Origin of the sequence: Stenotrophomonas maltophilia R551-3 (assembly GCF_000020665.1) — a bacterium.
Classification (GTDB): Bacteria; Pseudomonadota; Gammaproteobacteria; order Xanthomonadales; family Xanthomonadaceae; genus Stenotrophomonas; species Stenotrophomonas maltophilia_L.
Window position 1 is genome coordinate 916401 of the sequence record NC_011071.1, and the last position, 14164, is coordinate 930564.

General features: G+C 66.3%; 14 protein-coding genes. 7 read left to right on the top strand and 7 right to left on the bottom strand.

The window, feature by feature from the left end; genetic code table 11:
• The first annotated feature begins 135 nt into the window (after positions 1 to 135).
• Together SMAL_RS04045 and SMAL_RS04050 are read left to right on the top strand one after the other, a co-directional pair.
• Positions 136 to 651, top strand: a complete 516-nt coding sequence (locus tag SMAL_RS04045; RefSeq protein ID WP_004145636.1) for a hypothetical protein — start codon at positions 136 to 138, stop codon at positions 649 to 651.
• 33 nt (positions 652 to 684) lie between these two features.
• Positions 685 to 1740 (top strand): suppressor of fused domain protein, encoded by a 1056-nt coding sequence (locus SMAL_RS04050; protein WP_012510165.1) that lies wholly within the window; start codon positions 685 to 687, stop codon positions 1738 to 1740.
• Between the two features lie 78 nt (positions 1741 to 1818).
• Here the strand turns inward: SMAL_RS04050 and SMAL_RS04055 are convergent, their stop codons facing one another.
• From SMAL_RS04055 to SMAL_RS04075, 5 genes are all read right to left on the bottom strand, one after another.
• Positions 1819 to 2430, bottom strand: coding sequence for a glutathione S-transferase N-terminal domain-containing protein (locus SMAL_RS04055; protein ID WP_004145642.1), 612 nt, complete (start codon positions 2428 to 2430; stop codon positions 1819 to 1821).
• Positions 2431 to 2514: 84 nt separating this feature from the next.
• Positions 2515 to 2973, bottom strand: a complete 459-nt coding sequence (locus tag SMAL_RS04060) for a cell wall hydrolase (protein WP_004145661.1) — start codon at positions 2971 to 2973, stop codon at positions 2515 to 2517.
• 297 nt (positions 2974 to 3270) lie between these two features.
• Positions 3271 to 5301 carry an NADPH-dependent 2,4-dienoyl-CoA reductase gene (locus SMAL_RS04065; RefSeq protein ID WP_012510166.1) on the bottom strand — a complete coding sequence of 677 codons (2031 nt, stop codon included), beginning with the start codon at positions 5299 to 5301 and terminating at the stop codon, positions 3271 to 3273.
• Positions 5302 to 5374: 73 nt separating this feature from the next.
• Positions 5375 to 6016, bottom strand: coding sequence for a membrane protein YczE (yczE, locus tag SMAL_RS04070; RefSeq protein WP_012510167.1), 642 nt, complete (start codon positions 6014 to 6016; stop codon positions 5375 to 5377).
• Positions 6017 to 6253: 237 nt separating this feature from the next.
• Complete coding sequence (locus SMAL_RS04075; RefSeq protein WP_004145718.1) at positions 6254 to 7273, bottom strand: zinc-binding alcohol dehydrogenase family protein; 1020 nt, start codon at positions 7271 to 7273, stop codon at positions 6254 to 6256.
• 357 nt (positions 7274 to 7630) lie between these two features.
• Between SMAL_RS04075 and SMAL_RS04080 the strand changes: the two genes are divergently transcribed.
• The 4 genes from SMAL_RS04080 (at position 7631) to SMAL_RS04095 (ending at position 10702) form a co-directional block, all read left to right on the top strand.
• Positions 7631 to 8719, top strand: a complete 1089-nt coding sequence (locus SMAL_RS04080) for an OmpA family protein (protein ID WP_004145719.1) — start codon at positions 7631 to 7633, stop codon at positions 8717 to 8719.
• A 229-nt stretch (positions 8720 to 8948) separates the two neighbouring features.
• On the top strand, positions 8949 to 9455 hold the full coding sequence (locus SMAL_RS04085) for a hypothetical protein (protein ID WP_012510168.1): 507 nt from the start codon (positions 8949 to 8951) through the stop codon (positions 9453 to 9455).
• Positions 9456 to 9475: 20 nt separating this feature from the next.
• Positions 9476 to 10282 carry a pseudouridine synthase gene (locus SMAL_RS04090; RefSeq protein WP_012510169.1) on the top strand — a complete coding sequence of 269 codons (807 nt, stop codon included), beginning with the start codon at positions 9476 to 9478 and terminating at the stop codon, positions 10280 to 10282.
• An 84-nt stretch (positions 10283 to 10366) separates the two neighbouring features.
• The gene (locus tag SMAL_RS04095) at positions 10367 to 10702 is read left to right on the top strand and encodes a hypothetical protein (protein ID WP_012510170.1); all 336 of its coding nucleotides are present in this window, start codon (positions 10367 to 10369) and stop codon (positions 10700 to 10702) included.
• A gap of 99 nt (positions 10703 to 10801) precedes the next feature.
• Here the strand turns inward: SMAL_RS04095 and kbl are convergent, their stop codons facing one another.
• Positions 10802 to 12010 (bottom strand): glycine C-acetyltransferase, encoded by a 1209-nt coding sequence (kbl, locus tag SMAL_RS04100; RefSeq protein ID WP_012510171.1) that lies wholly within the window; start codon positions 12008 to 12010, stop codon positions 10802 to 10804.
• A 205-nt stretch (positions 12011 to 12215) separates the two neighbouring features.
• On the opposite strand from kbl, the gene SMAL_RS04105 reads away from it, so the two are divergent.
• On the top strand, positions 12216 to 12911 hold the full coding sequence (locus tag SMAL_RS04105) for a TorF family putative porin (protein WP_012510172.1): 696 nt from the start codon (positions 12216 to 12218) through the stop codon (positions 12909 to 12911).
• 160 nt (positions 12912 to 13071) lie between these two features.
• Here the strand turns inward: SMAL_RS04105 and tdh are convergent, their stop codons facing one another.
• The gene (gene tdh, locus SMAL_RS04110) at positions 13072 to 14094 is read right to left on the bottom strand and encodes an L-threonine 3-dehydrogenase (RefSeq protein WP_032952044.1); all 1023 of its coding nucleotides are present in this window, start codon (positions 14092 to 14094) and stop codon (positions 13072 to 13074) included.
• Positions 14095 to 14164 lie beyond the last annotated feature (70 nt).

Below are 14164 nucleotides of genomic sequence, written 5' to 3' on the forward strand. Positions count from 1 at the left end.
GCGCTAAGCTCGGCCTGTCATCGACCTGCAACACGCGGCGCGCGCCGGGGAAGGCGCGTGCCGTCCGGGGATGTCACACAGGGGAGCGTGCCCACCAGGGCGCGCAGGCATCGCGCATCGAGGGAAGGGGGAGCAATGGCATTGCTGCACGCCAAGACGGCCGCTGGCCGCCAGGAAATCGAGGACCGTGGCCGGCGCCTGCCGGCGGCACTGCGTTCGATCCTGCTGATGGTCGATGGCCATCGCGATGACACTGAATTGCGCGGCCTGTTCGAAGGCCTGCGTGCACCCCCCGATGCACTGGAGCAATTGTCAGCGCAGGGCCTGATCGAAGTGATCGGCGGAAGTGCAGAGGTGACACCGCTGAGTGGCATCAGTACCGGGCGCGAACAGGATCCGGCGCTGTACCAGCAGCTGTACGACGCGATGAGCGAGGCGGTACGCCGCCATCTGGGCCTGAAGGGCTATTTCATGCAGTTGAAGATCGAACGCTGCACCGATGCGCTGGCACTGGAGCGCCTGTGCCCGGAGCTGCTGGCGGCCGTCGGCAAGGCGCGCAGCCCGGCGCTTGCGCAGCGCTGGTGGCAGGAAACCCAGGCGGCACTGGCGAGTGGCAGCAGCGAGGTCGTACAGGCCTCAGCCACCGCGTAAAGTGATCGGTTTACTTCCCACAAGGAGTCTCCCGTGCAGGACGACCACGACGACACCGATACCCCCGGCTGGGACGCGATCAACGCCGCGCTTGCGCCGTTGCATGCCGGCCAGGAACCGCGCCATTACGGCACTGCATTGCCCTACACGCTGGGCGGTCAGGATCCCCTGGATGGCATCAGTGTGTACTGGGCGGATGCGCCGGTCCGGCACTGGCACTACATCACCTATGGCTTCTCCGAGCTGTACGCCAAGGAAAGCAGCGATGCCGCTACCAGCGGTTATGGCTTCGAACTGACGTTCCGCTTGGCTGCGAGCGCCGGCGAGAGCGCAGGCAGTGAGCCGCCGGTGTGGCCGATGAACCTGCTGCAGAACCTGGCGCGCTATGTGTTCGGCAGCGGCAACGTGTTCGAGGACGGTCACCACCTCAATGCCAATGGCCCGATCGCGCTGGAGACCGACACGCGGTTGTGCCACCTCGCCTTCATCGCCGACCCGCAGCTTCCCGCGCGTGATACCGCCAACGGTCATCTGCAGTTCCTGCAGCTGGTCGGGTTGACTGATGAAGAAGTGGAGGCGGTCAAACGCTGGTCGACGCGCGGCGTGCTGCAGGTGCTGCAGCCGGCGATGCCGCTGTGGATCAGCGACCTGCATCGCGGCAACCTGCTGGAGGATCCGGTACTGGCTGCACAGGTGCAGGCCGGCAGCGAGCGCGAAGGCTCCAGCACCGGCATGTTGTTCATCGAGACGCTGGACTGGCGCCAGGAGGCGGGCGTCACCACCCTGGTGCTCGGTGCGGGCCAGGTGGCCAGCGTGTGCGAGCTGCTGCCATTGCGCCTGCGCCACGGCAAATCGCTGGAACTGGTCAGCCGCGAGCGGCAGTGGGAGTTCATCCCAGCCGGGCGCGGTGAAGCCGGCGACGTGTCCGCCGACAGCGCGCGCTGGGCACTGGACGAGGCGGGACTGCAGGCCCTGGCGGGCGTGCGTGCCGAGCGCGGCATCTACCCGGTGGCGGCGGCGCTGCGCATCGAAGTGGTGCCGACCTACCTGCGCGATGCCAAGGGCGAGGTGATCCGCCAGATCGGCTGAGCGGATCGATGGGACTGATGGGGTCAGAGCCGCCTGCTGCGCAGACGGATCCGACCCCGACTCAAACCCGGGGGCAGGTCAGGCCAGGCCTTCGGCCTTCAGCGCGGCCTGCACGCCAGCGTCGGCGTCCATGCGCGCCTTGTAGGCGGCCAGGTTGTCCAGGCCGGACAGGTCGACCTTGGTGCCGGCGGCCCAGCGCAGGGTGATGTAGAAGTACGGATCGGCGAAGCTGCGGAAGCCGGCGAGCCAGGCCTTATCGGCCAGCTGTTTGTCGGCGGTCTCGAACAGGCCGCGCAGGCGCTTGTGTGCGGCGGCGCGGATCGCATCGAACTGGCTTTCGTCGGCAATGAACTTGCCCGGCGCGAACAGCGGCGAGAATGCCGGATGCACATCGGAATTGACGAAGGCCAGCCAGCGGGTGGCTTCGGCGCGCTGGCGCGGGCTGCCGTCGCCGCCAAGGCCGGCCTGCGGGAAGCTGTCGGCGATGTAGCCCATGATCGCGGCGTTCTGCAGCAGCACGAAGTCGCCATCGACCAGTGCGGGAACGGCACCGGCCGGATTGATCTTGAGGAATTCCGGGCCCTTCAGGGTGTCCTTGTTCAGCAGTTCAACCTCGAACGGCTGGCCGGTCCACTGCAGGGCGATGTGGTCGGCGGTGGAACAGGCACCGGGCTTGCTGTACAGCTTCATGGGAACTCCAGGTGATGCGGGCGGGAAACCCCCACTATCCCAGAGCTTGCTGGCGGGCGGCAACGCTGCCGCCAGCACGGATCGTTACGACTGCCGTGGCTTGAGGTTCTGCACCTTATAGAAGGTGTGATCGCCGATGGTGGCCACCTGGTAAGCGTTGCGCCAGTTCGGGCTGGCGATGGCCAGCGCGGCGAAGTGGCTGGCACCGGGCACGATCTCGCGGCGCTCGCCGGCCGGCAGCGCCCAGTTGCGCTCGGCGTCGAAGGCCACGTTCATCGCCTCGCTCCAGGCCGCGTCGTTGCCCAGCTGGGTGCCGGGGGAGACGATGGTCGGTGCGAACTGCTTGCGCGCGGTGACCACCTGGCACATCGAGTCACCCCACAGGCCGCTGTCGAGGCGGCGCAGGGCAACCTCGGCCACGGCCTGTTGGCCACGCAGGGTCTGGTCGCGGGCTTCCAGGTACACGGTGGTGCTCAAACACAATGAATCAGCGGCCGGCTGCGGCAACAACTGCGACAGCCAGAGAATCCAGGCCAGTTTCATATAACTCCTTGCTCCGTATGGGCCGCACGCTCCGGTTCCGGCCGCGGGGGCGACAGGAGGCGGGGTACGACTTGGCGTCATGGGGAGGCGGCCATCGGGGCCGCCCCGTGGGCAGCCCCAAAAGAACGATCAGTACCGATCGAGGGGGCCGCGCCGGCTCACCGGAAACTGGCTGGTGAGCGGAAAGATGGCGCAAGGTAGGGGGGGATAGCCGAACGCATCGTGAATCGCCCGGCTTGACATTCAGGTTCGGCAGGGGTGACGGAAATCACATTCCGCCCCCCATTCAGGTGCTCATCAAAGCGCAGCGGCGATCCGGCTGCCCTGGTCGATGGCCCGCTTCGCATCCAGTTCGGCGGCCACATCGGCGCCGCCGATCAACTGCGCGTTGATGCCGGCGGCCTGCAGTTCGGCCTGCAGCGTGCGGTTCGGCTCCTGGCCGGCGCAGATCACCACGTGATCGACCGGCAGCAGCTGTTCGCTGCCTTCAACGCGGATGCGCAGGCCTTCGTCGTCCACGCCCAGGTACTCGACGCCGCCGAGCATGCGTACGCCCTTGGCCTTCAGTGTGGCTCGGTGAATCCAGCCGGTGGTCTTGCCCAACCGCGCGCCGGGCTTGCCTGGGCTGCGCTGCAGCAGCCACAACCGGCGCGGCGACGCCTCGGCCTGCGGCCGCGCCAGCGAGCCGCGGGCCTCGAAGGTGGCGTCTACGCCCCATTCGGCCATCCAGCGCTGCGGGTCCAGCGACGGCGACTCGCCCGAATGGCTGAGGAACTCGCCCACGTCGAAGCCGATGCCGCCGGCGCCGATGATCGCTGCATTGGCGCCGACTTCGACACGGCCCAGCAGCACGTCCAGGTAGTTCACCACCTTGGCGTGGTCGGCACCGGGGAAGTCGACCTTGCGCGGGGTGATTCCCGTGGCCAGCACCACCTCGTCGAAGCCGGCCAGATTGGCGGCATCGGCGCGGGTGCCGAGGCGCAGCTGCACGCCGGTCTCGGCCAGCGTGTGGCGGAAGTAGCGCAGGGTCTCGTGGAATTCTTCCTTGCCCGGGATGCGCTTGGCCACGTTGAACTGGCCGCCGATCTCGTCGTTGGCATCGAACAGGGTCACCTGGTGGCCACGCTGGGCAGCGACGGTGGCGCAGGCCAGGCCGGCCGGGCCGGCGCCGACCACGGCGATCTTCTTCGGCGCGGCGGTGGGGTGGTAGACCAGCTCGGTCTCGTGTGCGGCACGCGGGTTGACCAGGCAGCTGGCCAGCTTGTTCTCGAACACATGGTCCAGGCAGGCCTGGTTGCAGGCGATACAGGTGTTGATCGCCTCGGCACGGCCGGCGCGGGCCTTGTTCGGCCATTGCGGGTCGGCCAGCAGCGGCCGCGCCAGCGACACCATGTCGGCGCCGCCGCCGGCCAGGATGCGCTCGGCCACGTCGGGCATGTTGATGCGGTTGGTCGCCACCAGCGGCACCTTGACGTGCGGCTTGAGCTTGGAGGTAACCCCGGCAAAGGCCGCGCGCGGTACCGAGGTGGCGATGGTCGGAATGCGCGCTTCATGCCAGCCGATGCCCGAGTTGATGATGGTCGCGCCGGCAGCCTCGATGGCCTGCGCCTGCTGCACGATCTCCTCCCAGTTGCTGCCGTCTTCCACCAGGTCGACCAGCGACAGGCGGTAGATGATGATGAAGTCCGGACCGCAGGCCTCGCGGATGCGGCGCACGATCTCCACTGCGAAGCGCATGCGCTGGCGGGCGTCGCCGCCCCATTGGTCAGCGCGCTTGTTGGTGCGTGGTGCGATGAACTCGTTGATGAGGTAACCCTCCGAGCCCATCACTTCGACGCCGTCGTAGCCGGCCTCGCGGGCCAGCTTCGCGCTGCGTGCGTAGTCGGCGATATGACGTTCGACGCCACCGGCCGACAGCGCGCGCGGGGTGAACGGGTTGATCGGCGCCTTCAGCTTCGACGGCGCCACCGACAGCGGGTGGTAGGCATAGCGGCCGGCATGCAGCAGCTGCAGGCAGATCTTCGCGCCGTGCTGGTGCGCGGCGGCGGTCAGCTGTCGATGCGGGCGCACCTCCCATGGCCAGGACAGCTTGCCGCCGAACGGCTTCAGCCAGCCGACCACGTTCGGGGCGAAGCCACCGGTCACGATCAGGCCGACACCGCCCTCGGCGCGCTCGGCGAAGTAGGCGGCCAGGCGCGGGAAGTCGCGGGCGCGATCTTCCAGGCCGGTGTGCATCGAGCCCATCAATACGCGGTTGCGCAGCTGGGTGAAGCCCAGGTCCAGCGGGGCGAACAGGTGGGGATAGGCGCTTTCGTTGGCTGGCGACATGGTCGATACGCTTGCGTACGGAAGCGCGAAGCGTGCCGCGAAATGGCGGCCGGGGCAAGGGCTGGCGAATCGGCTACCCCTGGCCGCGCTGCGCGCTCGCCGGGCGTGGCCGGGCGCTACCCACCGCGGGACGACCAATCCCGAACCAGCCCAGCGTCACGCCGCACAGCGGGCCGATCAGCAGGGCGAAGGCCAGCGTGCCCAGGCCGACATCACCGCCCAGCCACCAGCCCAGCAGCAGCACGCTGCCTTCGATCAGGCTGCGCACCTTCCAGATCGGCCAGCCCGTACGGGCGTGCAGTCCGGTCATCAGGCCATCGCGCGGGCCCGGGCCGAGCCTGGCGCCGATGTACAGGCCGGTGGCCAGCGCGACCAGCAGCATGCCGGCGCAGAACATCGCCAGCTGCCAGCCGAGGCCGACTGCTGGCGGCAGCAGCCACAGGCCGAACTGCGCGGACGGGCCGATCAGCATCACGTTGAGCACGGTTCCCGCGCCTGGCTTCTGTCGCAATGGCCACCACAGCAGCAGCACCAGTGCGCCGATCACGTTGGTGGCCAGGCCGAAGGACAGCGGCGTCTGCGCGGCGATGCCCTGCGACAGCACATCCCACGGCGCCACGCCGATGGCGGCACGGATCATCAGCGAGGCACCGAAGCCATAGAGGAACAGGCCGACGATCAGTTGCAGCAGGCGCAGGGGCAGGGCGGTGGGCATGGGAGGCTCGGGGGAGGAGAGTCTGTTTCCACCGTAATCCCGGATCAGCAACTTCCATAGATACAGATGCAGGTCAATCCGCCGCCACAGGTAGCGTCGAGCCTGCATGTGGGGCTGTTCTGTAGAGCCGAGCCTGCGCTCGGCTGCTTTTGCCTGGCACCCGCCAGCCGAGCATGGGCTCGGCTCTACATCAGCATTCGAGCCCAGCCGAGTGTGGACGCGTTTCTACCCGACCGCTCACTCGCCCCAGCCGGCCAGCGCCAGCTTGCCAAGCGTGCGTCCGCTGGCCAGACGCTGATGCGCGATGTCCAGATTCGCCGCATTGATCGTGCCCAGCGTTTCGCTCAGGGTGCCGCGCAACTGGCCGGCATCGATCATGCTGGCCGCACGACTGAGGATACGGTGCTGCTCGATGCGGTCGGCCGTGGCGAAACGCGAGCGCGCGAACATGAATTCCCAGTGGATGCCGATGCACTTGGCCTTGTAGGGATCGCCGATGCGCAGCGGGCCACGTGGTTCGACGATCAGGCCGACATGTCCCTGCGGCGCCAGCAGCAGACCCAATTCGTCCCAGTAGTGGTCGGTGTCGGCCAGGTTGAGTGCGACCTGCACCGCATCGATGCCCAGCGATTGCAGTTGTGGCAGCAGCGGATGCCGGTGGTCGATCACGTGCTGGGCGCCCATGCGCCTGCACCAGTCGATCGAGGCCTCGCGGGATGCGGTGGCGATTACCTCGAAGCCGGCGTGACGGGCCAGCTGGATCGCCATCGAGCCGACGCCCCCTGCGCCGCCGATCACCAGCAGGTGCTGGCCGGACTGGCGACGGTCATCCAGCCGCAGGGGCATCCGCTCGAACAGCAGTTCCCACGCAGTAAGGGTGGTCAATGGCAACGCAGCGGCCTCGGCGAAGTCGAGGGTGGTCGGTTTGCGTGCCACCAGGCGCTCGTCCACCAGCTGATACTGCGCGTTGCAGCCTGGGCGGGTGACATCGCCGGCGTAGTAGACCTCATCACCAGAGGCGAACAGGCTGGCCTCGTCGCCGATCGCCTCGACCACGCCAGCGGCGTCCCAGCCGAGTACGCGGGGGGCGTCGAGCGTGGCCGGATCGGTGGCGGCGCGCTGTTTGCTGTCGACGGGGTTGACCGAGATCGCCTCGACCCGGATCAGCAGGTCGCGGCCGCCCGGAGGCAGCGGTGGAGGCAGATGGATATCGTGCAGGGCAGGGGCGGATTCACGACTCAGGGCGACGGCTTTCATCTCGGCTCCGGCTGGGTTCGTGTCTGCATCATAAGGTTCCTCACCTTTCCGCGAACGCGCTGAATCGCGTGATGCAATGTGTGGCGAAGAATGTCGCTTTTCGCACTTAAACCCCGTCAAACCCTTGCAGCGCGAGGGTCTTGCGGATTTTCATCATCCTGTATAGGGTTTCAACGTCGGACCGGTGGAGGGTCGGGCACAACACTTCACATGTTACGGGACTGTTAACATGACCTTCACCCGCCTGAGCATAATGTTCGCGGCGGTGGCGTGCTGAATCGGCTGTCGAGCTTCGACGCAGTAGTGCTGGCCCATGCCTCTACCGGTTTCATACCCCCGAAATAGGAGCTGTACTCAATGAACAAGAAGATCCTTACTGCCGCGCTGCTGGGTGGTCTGGCTTTTGCCCAGGCTGCTTCCGCGCAGGAGTTCGATGACCGCTGGTACCTGACCGGTTCGGCCGGCTTCAACTTCCAGGACAGCGACCGTCTGACCAATGACGCTCCGTTCGTGACCCTGGGTCTGGGCAAGTTCATCAGCCCGAACTGGTCGCTGGACGGTGAGCTGAACTATCAGAACCCGAACTTCGATTCGAACAAGGACAAGAACTGGTCGCAGTACGGCGTCTCGCTGGATCTGCGTCGCCACTTCATCAAGGAAGGCCGCGGCTGGAACCCGTACATCGTCGGTGGCCTGGGCTACCAGAAGTCGGAAGAAGAGTACAACCCGATCGGCGGTGGCCTGGCTGACCGCAAGGACGGCAACGTTGCCGCCAAGCTCGGCGTCGGCCTGCAGACCACCTTCGAGAAGCGCGTTGCTGTGCGCGCCGAAGTGGCCTACCGCGCTGACTTCGACGACCAGAGCGTCGCTGCCAAGGACGAAAGCTGGTTCGGCGACGTGCTGGCTTCGGTCGGCGTCGTGATCCCGCTGGGCCCGGCTCCGGTCGCGGCTGCTCCGGCTCCGGCTCCGGTTGCCCCGAGCTGCGCCGACCTGGATGACGACGGTGACGGCGTCAACAACTGCGACGACAAGTGCCCGAACTCGCAGCCGGGTCAGACCATCGGTCCGGACGGTTGCCCGGTGCCGGTCTCCATCGACCTGAAGGGCGTCAACTTCGACTTCGACAAGTCGAACCTGCGTCCGGACGCCGTGGCGATCCTGAGCGAAGCCACCGAGATCCTGAAGCGTTACCCGGATCTGCGCGTTGAAGTTGCCGGTCACACCGACTCGAAGGGTACCGACGCTTACAACCAGAAGCTGTCGGAGCGTCGCGCTACCGCCGTGTACAACTACCTGACCAAGAACGGCGTTGACGCCGGTCGTCTGGTCGGCCCGATCGGCTACGGTGAGAGCCGTCCGATTGCTCCGAACACCAACCCGGATGGTTCGGACAACCCGGAAGGTCGCGCCAAGAACCGTCGTACCGAGCTGAACGTCCAGAACTAAGTTCTGACGCTCTGCCAGTAGGACACAGCAGGACCCGGCTTCGGCCGGGTCTTGTTGTTTCTGCGGCCCGGAATGTCCAGAACCCCCGGAATCGCCCGTCAGTGGTCGACCGTTCGTCGGTAATTTTCTTATAAAACCAATGAGTTGCCGTATTCATTGAAAGTGGCGCTTGAAAGCTGTCGCGGCATTGCTAAACTCGCCGCGTTACTTCCTTTCCTGGATGCCCTTCATGCTGCGCTCTGCATCGGCCGCCGTCCTGGCCCTGGCCCTGGTTCCCGCCGCCCACGCTGCGGTCGATTGCTCGGTCAATACCAGCGCCTCGCCGCTGCCGTTGCCGGCCACGACCATTGCACCGGTGGCTGACGAGCTGTACATCCGCGGCAACCAGCTGGGCATGCCGGCCGGCGTGCTGAGCGGCAATTACGACCCGTCGCAGTCGTTGGACCAGGTGCTGCAGCGACTGCGCATCGATGGCTGCCAGAACATCGCCAAGGCCATTCCCAGTGCACCGGCGGTGAAGCCGAACGATCCGGCGGCCTACAAGCCGCAGACCGAATTCGACAACACGCCCTGGCGCTTCGACATGAGCCAGAACGGCAAGCGCATGACCGCCGAGGAGTTCGACGCCTGGATGAAGGCGCGTGGCGTGCGCGTGGTCAAGGCGCGTCCGGCTCCGGCCGCCACTCCGGCCCCAGCCGAAGCACCGGCTGAGACCAAGCCGGTCGACAAGAAGTAAGCGACGCGGGGAGCAGAGGCTTGCGCACGCGCCGCCCACCTGCCGCCCCCGCCGCCCGCTCCCACGCCCCGCGTGGGCGTGCGAACCCGAACGCCTCCAGTGGTGTGCGCCATGGCCTGGCGCGCGTGCTGTCCAAGGCCGGCGTGTGCTCGCGCAGCGAGGCCGCGCGCTGGATCGCCGAAGGGCGCGTACGCGTCTCTGGTCGCATCGTCCGTGATCCTGAATTTCCAATTGCCAGCCCGGCACCGCCGATCGAGGTCGACGGCCAGCCGATGGCTGCGCCGCAGCGCCTGTACCTGATGCTCAACAAACCGCGCGGGGTGGTCACTACTGCTCAGGACGAGCGTGGACGTGACACGGTTTACCGTTGTTTCGATGGTGCCGGCCTGCCGTGGATCGCACCGGTCGGGCGCCTGGACAAGGCCAGTGAAGGCCTGCTGTTGTTCAGCAATGATCCGCAGTGGGCCGCGCATCTGACCGATCCGGAGACCGGGCCGCAGAAGACCTATCACGTGCAGGTGGACCGCCTGCCCGACGAGGACACCCTGGCCGCGCTGCGCGCCGGTGTCGAAGACGAGGGCGAATTCCTGGTCGCCCTGGCCGTGCGCGTGCTGCGCAGCGGCGACAAGACCGCGTGGCTGGAGGTGGTCCTCGACGAGGGTCGCAACCGCCATATCCGTCGCCTGTTGGCGGCCTTCGACCTGCAGGTGCTGCGCCTGGTCCGGGTTGCGATCGGCGAGCTCACGCTCGGCGATCTCGGCAAGGGCCAGTGGCGGGTGCTTGAGGTCAGCGACCAGCAGCGGCTGGGGGCCGCTGCAACAGGCTGATCATCGCCTGCGGCCGGCAACTGCCGGCCACCGTTCCAGGCGTAGGGGGCGCCTGGTTGTTGAATTTCCCGAACGGAGCCTGCCATGTACCACCCGACCCTCAACAAAACCCTGCGCTGCGCAGGCCTGCTGCTGCCGATGGTGCTGCTCACGGCCTGTGGCGGCCACAAGAAAGTGGCCAAGGCGGAAAGGCCGGCCGAGACCCCGGTGGTGGAAGTGAAGACCCCGGAACTGGATGGTCGCGGCAGCTACCGCTTCCTGATGAGCAACGGCGACAAGAAGATGACCGCCGACGAATTCGATGCCTGGATGAAGGCCAACGGCATCCGCGTTGCCAAGGGCAACGGCCAGGACTCTGCTGCCAAGCCGGTGGTGGTGGCCAGCAAGGACGAACCGAAGGGCAAGAAGAAAAAGAAATGACGCGCAGAGCGCGTCATTTCGGTAGCGCCGGGCCATGCCCGGCGAGCGCGCAGCGCGGATATCAGGAAGCCGCCGGGCATGGCCCGGCGCTACCGTTGTTCAACCCTTGATCACGCCCAGCTCGACACCGATGCGGGTGAATGCATCGATGGCGCGGTCCAGGTGCGCACGCGTATGCGCGGCGCTGATCTGGGTGCGGATGCGGGCCTGGCCCTTGGGCACCACCGGGAAGAAGAAGCCGATCGCATAGATGCCTTCCTCAAGCAGGCGCTCGGCGAACTTCTGCGCCAGCGGTGCGTCGTACAGCATCACCGGGCTGATCGGGTGCACACCCGGCTTCACGTCGAAACCGGCGGCGGTCATCTTCTCGCGGAAGTAGGTGGTGTTCTCGGCAAGGGTGCTGCGCAGGTCGTCAGCGGCAGCCAGCATCTCGAAGGCCTTGATGCCGGCAGCAACCACGTGCGGCGGCAGCGAGTTGGAGAACAGGTAGGGGCGCGAGCGCTGGCGCAGCAGTTCGATCACTTCGGCGCTGGCGCAGGTGAAGCCGCCCAGCGCACCGCCCATCGCCTTGCCCAGGGTGCCGGTGATGATGTCGATCTTTTCCAGCACGCCCTTCACCTCGGCCGAACCGCGGCCGGTGGCGCCAAGGAAGCCGGTGGCATGGCACTCGTCGATGTGCACCAGCGCGTTGTACTTCTTCGCCAGCGCGGTGATCTCGTCCAGCGGGGCGATGAAGCCGTCCATCGAGAACACGCCGTCGGTGGTGATCAGCTTGGTCTTGCAGCCGGCGGCATCGGCGGCCTGCAGCTGCGCTTCCAGGTCGGCCATGTCGCAGTTGGCATAGCGGAAGCGCTTGGCCTTGCACAGGCGCACGCCGTCGATGATCGAGGCATGGTTCAGCGCGTCGGAAATGATCGCGTCGTTCTCGCCGAGCAGCGGCTCGAACAGGCCGCCGTTGGCGTCGAAGCAGGCCGCGTACAGGATGGTGTCCTGCTTGCCGAAGAAGCTGGCGATCTGGGCTTCCAGCTGCTTGTGCAGGTCCTGGGTGCCGCAGATGAAGCGCACCGAGGCCATGCCGAAGCCATGGCTGTCCAGTGCGTCCTTGGCCGCCTGGATCAGGTCCGGATGGTCGGCCAGGCCCAGGTAGTTGTTGGCGCAGAAGTTCAGCACCGTGCGGCCGTCATCGAGGGTGATCTCGGCCGACTGCGGGCTGGTGATGATCCGCTCGGACTTGAACAGGCCCTGGGCGCGGATGGCGTCCAGTTCCTCGGCATAGTGGCGGGTCAGGGCGGAGGAGGCGTCGGTCATGGCGTGGGCACGGTTCTGAACGGGGAAACCACTGATTCTACCGGGCATCGCCGCTCACCAACCGGCTTGGTTGGGGCATCGCCACGGCCGGCACATGTTGCATCGCAATAGCAAACTGGTTAAGAATTCGTGAACCGGAGCTGTCCCGCTCCGGCCGCTACGCCCGCTCCCGCCTTCCACGCCACCGACCCCACCGGAGACGCTCATGAAGCACGCCCGTGCCTGCCTCGCCATTGCCGCTGCCCTGACCCTGGCCACCCCGTTCGCCGCCAGCGCCCAGGAAAACGAATCGCCGTACAGCTGGAACGTCACCGCTGTTTCCGATTACCTGTTCCGCGGTGTGTCGCAGACCGATGAGGATCCGACCCTGCAGGCTGGCTTCACCTACACCAGCCCGGTTGGCCTGTATGCCGGCGTCTGGGGCTCGGGCGTGGACTTCGGTGCCGGCGATCCCAAGACCGAAGTCGACTACCTGATCGGCTACGGCGTGGACGTCACCGAGCGCGTCAACTTCGACGTGCTGCTGAATCGCTACACCTACCTGAAGTCCAGCCGCCAGAACTACAACGAGCTGATCACCACCACCACGCTGGATGACACCTACAAGCTGACGGTGGCCTACACCAACGATGTATGGAACAGCAGCACCGATGGCTGGTACTTCGGCCTGGGCGGCAGCTGGGGCCTGCCGAAGGAGTTCACGTTGAATGCCAACGTCGGCCGCAGCACGTTTGAAGACGGCATCGCCAAGGATTACACCGACTGGAATGTCGGCGTTGAGCGCCAGTTCGGGATGGCCAAGGTCGGCCTGGGCTACTACGGCACCGACGGCAACGGCCGCGACAACTCCGGCAAGCTGGCCCACAGCCGGGTGATGCTGAGCGTCGCGATCGGTAACTGATGCGCCTTCGCTGATGTCCACGAAAAAGGCGCCCAATGGGCGCCTTTTTCAATTCCAGCAGCATGCCTCACCCCGGCTGGGGGAGAGCCCCCTTGTTGTTCAAGGGGGCGCGCCGACGGCGCGGGGATAAGGAAACCTGCGGGGGAATTGACCCGAAGGGTCAATTCCAGCTGAGCACCACCTTGCCGGCCTTGCCTTCTTCCATCAGGTCGAAGCCCTTCTGGAAGTCGTCGATCGGCAGCTGGTGGGTCATCACCTTGCCGAGCGGGAAGCCGGACAGCACCAGCTGGGTCATCTTGTACCAGGTCTCGTACATCTTGCGGCCGTAGATGCCCTGCACGGTCAGGCCCTTGAAGATGATCTTGTCCCAGTCGCAGCCGGCGCCCTTGGGCATGATGCCGAGCATGGCGATCTTGCCGCCGTGGTACATGCAGTCGAGCATGTCGTTGAACGCGCGCGGGTTGCCGCTCATTTCCAGGCCCACGTCGAAGCCCTCCATGTGCAGTTCCTTCATCACGTCCTTCAGCGAGGTGTTGGCGACGTTGACCACGCGGGTGGCACCCATGTCGGCGGCCAGCTTCAGGCGGAAGTCGTTGACGTCGGTGACCACCACGTTGCGCGCACCGATGTGCTTGCAGATGCCGGCGGCGATGATGCCGATCGGGCCGGCGCCGGTGATCAGCACGTCCTCACCGATCACGTTGAACTCCAGCGCGCAGTGCGCGGCGTTGCCGTACGGATCGAAGAACGCGGCCAGCTCGGACGGAATCTGGTCCGGGATCGGCCACAGGTTGCTGGCCGGCATCACCATGTATTCGGCGAACGCACCGTTGACGTTGACGCCGATGCCGACGGTGTTCGGGCACAGGTGCGGGCGACCGCCACGGCAGTTGCGGCAATGGCCGCAGACGATGTGGCCTTCGGCCGAGACGCGCTGGCCGATCTCGTAGCCGGTCACGCCCGGGCCGATCTCTGCGATGCGGCCGACGAACTCATGGCCGATGGTCAGGCCCGGCTTGATCGTGCGCTGGCTCCATTCGTCCCACAGGTAGATGTGCAGGTCGGTGCCGCAGATCGCGGTCTTTTCCAGCTTGATCAACACCTGGTTGGGGCCCGGGGTCGGCACCGGAACCTCTTCCATCCAGATGCCCTTGGCTGCTTCGCGCTTGACCAGGGCCTTCATCGTTTGCTGCGCCATCGGGGTGGAACTCATCAGGGGGAAAACGCGGATTATAGAGGCCCGCGCGGAATTC